Origin of the sequence: Micromonospora acroterricola, from assembly GCF_003172955.1 — a bacterium.
Lineage (GTDB): Bacteria > Actinomycetota > Actinomycetes > Mycobacteriales > Micromonosporaceae > Micromonospora > Micromonospora acroterricola.
This window is the reverse complement of the sequence record NZ_QGKR01000065.1, coordinates 1-6,069: the sequence shown is the minus strand read 5'-3', so window position 1 is coordinate 6,069 and position 6,069 is coordinate 1. Positions and strand designations below refer to the sequence as shown.

Annotated in this window: 5 protein-coding genes; all 5 read right to left on the bottom strand. The window is 72.3% G+C overall.

Features of this window, described 5'->3' with window-relative positions; translation table 11 throughout:
* Positions 1-31: 31 nt before the first annotated feature.
* Positions 32-754 (bottom strand): FAD:protein FMN transferase, encoded by a 723-nt coding sequence (locus tag DKT68_RS00980; protein WP_109815552.1) that lies wholly within the window; start codon positions 752-754, stop codon positions 32-34.
* Between the two features lie 49 nt (positions 755-803).
* On the bottom strand, positions 804-1,409 hold the full coding sequence (locus tag DKT68_RS00975) for an FMN-binding protein (RefSeq protein WP_109815551.1): 606 nt from the start codon (positions 1,407-1,409) through the stop codon (positions 804-806).
* Positions 1,410-1,420: 11 nt separating this feature from the next.
* On the bottom strand, positions 1,421-2,839 hold the full coding sequence (locus DKT68_RS00970; protein WP_109815550.1) for a ferredoxin reductase family protein: 1,419 nt from the start codon (positions 2,837-2,839) through the stop codon (positions 1,421-1,423).
* Entirely contained in the window at positions 2,836-4,218 is a 1,383-nt protein-coding gene (locus DKT68_RS00965) for a DUF1501 domain-containing protein (protein WP_109815549.1), read from the bottom strand. Before DKT68_RS00965 ends, DKT68_RS00970 begins: the two co-directional genes overlap by 4 nt.
* A gap of 8 nt (positions 4,219-4,226) precedes the next feature.
* On the bottom strand, positions 4,227-6,069 hold a 1,843-nt coding region (locus tag DKT68_RS00960), incomplete at its 5' end, for a DUF1800 domain-containing protein (protein ID WP_109815548.1).

Sequence of the window (6,069 nt, the reverse complement as noted above, 5' to 3'; positions counted from 1 at the left end):
GCCGACGCGTACGCCACCGCCGCCCGCTCCGCTAGCCCGTCAGGGGCAGGTTCACGGAGTGGAACTGGCGGGCGTCGTCGGTGATGACGGCGTGGGTGTGGTCGGCGAGCCGATCCAGCCAGCCGATGCCGGCGACCCCCATGGCCAGGGCGGCGGTGGCGTACGCGTCGGCCACCCCGAGGTCGGTGCCGACCACGGTCACCGAGCGCAGCCCACCCGCCGGCGCACCCCGGCGCGGGTCCAGCACGTGCCGACCCCGCTCGTAGACGCCGGACGTGGCGACCGCCAGGTCGGTCCCGGCGAGCACCAGGCAGGTCGCCATCGGGTCCCACGGGTGCCGGATGCCGATCCGCCACGGCTCCCCCGACGGCGAGCAGCCCCGCACCCGTACGTCGCCGCCGGCGTTCACGCAGTGGTTCGCCGCGCCGGCGGCGAGCAGCCGGTCCGAGGCGACCTGCGCCGCCCAGCCCTTGACGAACCCGGACGGGTCGAGCCGGCCGGTGGCGTACGCGTCGAAGAACCCGTCGGTGTCGCCCCACAGGTCGGCGCAGGCCTCCAGCACGAACCGCAGGTCCGACGACGCCTCGGAGAGCAGCACCTCACCCCGGTCGAAGCGGCACACCTCGCTGTCCGCCCGGTACGTGCTGAACCGCGCGTCCACCTCACGCATCCAGGCGAAGACCTGGTCGGCCAGCTCGTGCAGGCGCGCCGGCGGCAGGTCGTCGGCGAGGTCGAGGGTGATCGCCGTACCCATGATCTGCTCGACCCGGCACAGCCCCGGTCTGGTCATCGCCGCCGGCACGTCAGAATGCCTGCTCGATCGCGGCCCGCAGCGACTGCTTGTAGGAGTTGCTGGTCTCGGTGGCGCCGGAGACGGTGTTGAGGTTGGCGCTCTGCTTCTGCACCACCTCGCCGCCGGTGCCGTTGTACCGGTCCCGGACGTCGCCGCTGTGGATGTCCGACTCGCCCCCGCTGGGCAGGGACAGCGAGACGGCCTCGACGATCCGGTTGCCGGAGACCACGATCTGCACCTGCACGTAGCCGTACTCGTTGTCCACGCCCGGCCCGGTGACCCGGCGGGTGGTGGGCTGCTGCGGCGGCTTCGAGGTGGTGCGCGGCGCGGTGGGGGCCTTCGCGGTGGTGCGGGTGCCCGACGGGCGGGCGGTGCTCCTGCTCGGTTTCGGCGACGACGGCGCGCCGGCGCTCACCGACGGCTTCGGCGCCGCACCCGCCGGGTTGCCCGGCGCCGGCGGGGCGGCGCTCGGGTCCGCGTCCTGCGGGGTGGGGTTGACCGCCTGGGCGGTGGGCAGGTCCTGGGCGACCTGGGTGGTGCCCGGCGAGCCCTTCAGCACCACCAGCGCGGTGGTGCTGGCGGCCAGACCGGTGATCGCGAGGAACGCGCGACGCATGGGATGCCTTCCTACAACTCGAAGGTGGCCAGGTGGATCTGCCGGCGGGGCACGCCGGCCCGGCGCAGCGCGCGCACCGACTGCTCGACCAGCCCGGGCGGCCCGCACAGGTAGACGTCCCGCCGGGCCACGTCGGGCACGAGCTGGCGCAGCCCGTCTGGGCTCATCAACTGGCGGGGGCCGGGGTCGTCGCGGGAGCCGATGACGTACCAGACCGAGGTGTCCCGGGCCTGGGCCAGCCAGTCCAGCTCCCTGCTGAGCAGCACGTCGGCCGGCGTACGGGCCCGGTAGATCAGCGCGGCGCCCGGCGGCAGCTCCTCCAGCATGGCCCGGATCGGGGTGATGCCGCTGCCGCCGGCGATCAGCAGTGCCCTCTCACGGACCCGGTGCGCGGCGGTGAAGGTGCCCGACGGGCCCTCCGCCCAGACCCGGATGCCCGGGTCCAGGTCGCGCAGGTCGGCGGTGTGCGCGCCGACCACCTTGACCGTGAGCCGCAGCCAGCGGCCGTTGGCGGCGGCGGAGACCGAGAACGGGTGCGACTGCCACCAGCAGCCCCGGGTGAGGAAGCGCCACCGGAAGTGCTGTCCGCCGAGCATCTCCAGCCGGTCCAGCCGCTCGCCCGTGAGGTAGATGGAGATGGTGTCCGGGCTCTCCGCGACCACGTCGGCGACCTGCAACCGGTGCCGCAGGTTGAACGCCAGCGGGGCGATCACCCGGCCCCACAGCAGGGCGGCGACCACCAGCACGTACAGGGCGATCCAGCCGGTGCGCACCGGGCCGGGCTTGTACAGCTGCGCGCCGTGGGTGAACTGGTGCCCGAAGCCGAGCAGCAGCACCAGGTAACTGGACAGGTGCAGCAGGTGCCACAGCTCGTAGGGCAGGGCCCGCCGGATCGCCCGGATGCTGGTGAACCCGACCAGCACCATGATGCCGGCGGCGACGAACGCCGAGACCATGTCCTCGTAGTCGCCGAGCAGCGTGCCGACCTCGGCGAGGACCGACTGGTTCCGCAGGTCCGCGTAGCCGACCAGGGTCAGCGACACGTGCGCCAGCACGGCGACCAGCAGGGTGGCGCCGACGTCGCGGTGCCAGCGGGCCAGGTGCTCGCCACCGATCCACCGTTCCAGCACCGGCAGCCGGCTCATCATCAGCACCTGCACCAGCAGCAGGTAGCCGGCGACCAGGCCGCTGATCCGGCCGGCGGCGGTCAGGGTGGCCGCCGTGCTCCGCAGGGAGCCGGCGGGGGTGCCCAGCCACCACGGCAGCACGCTGGCGAGCAGGCCGACCAGGAGCAGCGCGGCCAGCAGCCGCCGGCCGCCGGGTCCGCGCCGGGCAGGGATCTGCGGGGGTACGGGCGCAGCCGACCGGCCGCCGTGCCGGGACGTGGTCCCGGTGCGGCGGCCGGCGGCGTGGGTGTGCGAGTGCGTCACGCGTACAGCTTCATCGGGGCGTACTTCTGGCGGGGGAAGACCTTGTCGACCTCCGCGTTGGTGAGCCCGAACCGGCCCTGCGCCACCGCGCCGTACACGTTGAACATGTTGTTGTACTCCGGCACGTCACCGGAGTCGAGCTTGTCCAGGCCGTTCCACGTGCCGAGCAGCGAGCCGGCCAGCTTCTTGCCCGACAGCAGGGTGACCACGCCGCCGTGCCCGTGGTCGGTGCCGTTGTTGTTGGAGCCGACCCGCCGGCCGAACTCGCTGGACACCATGATCGTCACGTCGGCGGCCTGCGGGCCGAGGTCGGTGAAGAACGCGGCCATCGCGCTGGCCAGCTCGTTCAGCCGGCGGTGCAGCTGGCCGCCGTCGCGGGTGCCCTGGTTCTCGTGGGTGTCGTAGCCACCCATCCCGACGGTCGCGACCCGGACGTTCGCGCCGCCCTTGATCAGCTGGGCGAGCTGCTGGAACGCGTTGCCGACGCCCTCGTACGTGACGCCCGCGGCGGGCTTGTACGGCTTGGCGGCGAGCTTCTGGGCGGTGGCCAGGGCGCCCATGCCCTCCTGCACGGCCTCCTCGACGGGGTGGTTGATCCCGGTGAAGAGCCCCTTGATGGCCTTCTCGGTGGCCGCGCGGAACCGGTCATCCCCGTTGAGCCGCAGCGAGCCGACGTTGTTCAGCGAGAGCGCCCCGTTGTTGCCGACCAGCGAGCGGGGCAGGGTGCTGCCCACGCCGACGCTGCGGAACGCGGTGCCCTTGCCGAGGTTGTCGACCAGACCGTCCAGCCAGCCCCGGCCGCCGGTCTCGTTGGGCAGTCCGCCGAGGTTGCAGGCGTCCGCGGCCTGGAAGTGGCTGCGGGACAGCCGCTCGTCGGAGACCGCCGGGATGAAGCCCAGCTGGCCGGCCTTGAGCCACTGCTCCAGCGGCTTGAACGCGCTGGTCAGCTTGAAGCCGCGGCCCAGGGCCAGCGAGTCGTTGCCGAGCAGCAGGTCGGGGCGTGCCTTGGCGAGCACCGGGTCGTTGTCCGGCGCGACGAGGCTCAGCCCGTCCAGCCCGCCGTAAAGGAAGACGTGGATCAGGGTGCCGGTCTTGGTCGCCGCGAACGACGCCGAGGTGGTGACGAACTGGGCGGTGGCCAGCGCGGTGGCGGTGGCGGCGGCGCCGGCGACGAAGGTCCGCCGGGTGACGCCACGACCGTCCTGCTGGGCCTCCTCCAGGTCCTCCAGGGTGCGGTAGCGGTCGGCCTCGGCGGCGTTCTCGGCGGCGACGAGGTCGGCCTCCGCCCGGAGCAGCGCCTCGGCCGGGTTGTCGGCGAGCCGCCGCAGGTCAGGGCATTCGGGGTGCAGGGGGAAAGAGTTGTACACAGTCTTCTCCATCGGGTGCCTCACCGGAGGTGGTGCTGGGGGGACGCGAGGATCGCCCGCGCGACGGCGGTGATGGCCCCGTTGAACGTGGCATCGACCTTGGCGCTCGCCGGCACGCCGGCCACGCCGAGGATCAGGTTCTTCTCCCGGGTGCTGAGCTTCTGGTTCACCAGCCGCTGGGCGAGCGCGTCCACGTACGCCCCGGCGGTGGCCGGCGGCTTGGCGACCAGCTTCTCCGGCGCCGTGTACGTGAAGGAGGTCCGGTAGCCGGCCAGGATCTCACCGGCCTCGTTCCAGCCGTTGACCATGGTGCCGGCCGAGGTCCAGGCGACGTAGACGTCCGGGTAGCCGTCCGGGGTGGGCTGGCCCATCGGGTAGTGGCCCAGCTCGCGAAGCTTGTCGTGGATCTGCCGCAGGCCCCGGGCGAACGGGGTGCGCTTGTTGTCGCCGTTGTCGTTCTTCGGCGACGGGTCCGGCGAGACACCCAGGACGCGGTACGTGGCGACCAGGTACTCCATCGGCCGGCGCACCTTCTGGCCGACCGCGGCCCAGAACTCCGAGGAGCTGAACAGGGCCATCAGCACCGGCTTGATCATGCCGTTGTTGGTCGTGTACGTCTTGGCCAGCCGGTCCACCAGGGACTTCGGCGGGGTGTCAGAGACGAACCGGGTCGCCAGGCTCTGCGCGACGTACTTCGCGGTCGACGGGTGCAGCGCGATGTAGGTGATGTACTTGTCGATCGCCGCCTCGGCCTTCTTGGGGTCCGCCGAGTTGTTGGGGTGCGTGAAGCCGAGGATCTTCACCTTGCCGACGTAGTGCTGCTCGGACTTGAAGACGTACTTGCCGTCCTCGACGCCACGGCCGGTCTGGAGCATGGCGGCCTGGCGGACGTCCGGCTCCTTGTAGCCGCCGTCCACGCCGACCGAGTAGAGCTCGAGGTTCTCCCGCGCGAGGTTCTCGTTGATCGCGTCCTTGCGGGAGTCCTTCTGGTTCAGGTAGATCAGCAGCGCGGGGTGCTTGTTCGCGGCGACCAGCATCTCCGGGTAGCTGCCGAGCGCGTGCGCCCGCACCACGTCCTTGTCGAACGAGCTGCGGTACACCTCGCCGCCGTCGAACTCCGCGGCGACGTGCAGGAAGTCGTTCCAGAAGTCGACCATCACCTCGAACAGCTGGCGCTTCGACCAGATCTGCCGGGCCAGGGTGGCGTCGACCATCTCGCGCTCCGGCTGGGCGCCCTGCTCGTTGAGCTTGTCCCGCTGGTCGCGCAGCTGCTGCACGGTGAGCTTCTGCGTGGGCAGCTCGGCGAGCTTCAGTTCGGCCTTGCTCGGCTCGATCTTGTCCGGGTCGAGCTGGGCGCGGACCCAGCCGTCGATGCCCAGCTTCTTGATGTCGGCGACCACCGCGGGCGTCGCACCGAAGGTGGCCCGCCGGGCCAGGTGCAGGATCGGGTCCTTGGCCAGCACCGTCTTGACGGTCACCTTGGTCTCCGCGGCGGCCGCGGCCGGGCCGGAGAACGTACGGCCACCGGAGGGTGCGTTCTTCTTCAGCGCCTCACCGGCCCGGGAGCCCATGTAGCTCTCGTTCTGCTCGGTGTAGGTGCGCACCGTGCTGGGCTGCTGGCCGCTGGGCCGGGCCGCGGTGCCGTCGGTGACGGTGCTGCCGGTCGCGTCACCGGCCACCGCCTCGTCACCGAAGAGGCCGCGGAACTGCGGGGTCAAGGCGAGCGCCGCTCCACCGGCGACGACGGCAGCCGTGCCGCCGAGCGCGACCATGGCCTTGCGCCGGCCGACCTTGCGGTCCGGGTCGCCGTCATCGTCCAGGGTGGGCAGTCCGGCGCCGGCCGGGCGGGCGGGGGCCGGGCGG

Bases quoted from the DNA above. Each gene is read 5' to 3' on its own strand.
- DKT68_RS00980 (WP_109815552.1), bottom strand. From the start codon at position 754: ATGGGTACGGCGATCACCCTCGACCTCGCCGACGACCTGCCGCCGGCG.
- DKT68_RS00965 (WP_109815549.1), bottom strand. From the start codon at position 4,218: ATGGAGAAGACTGTGTACAACTCTTTCCCCCTGCACCCCGAATGCCCT.
- DKT68_RS00975 (WP_109815551.1), bottom strand. From the start codon at position 1,409: ATGCGTCGCGCGTTCCTCGCGATCACCGGTCTGGCCGCCAGCACCACC.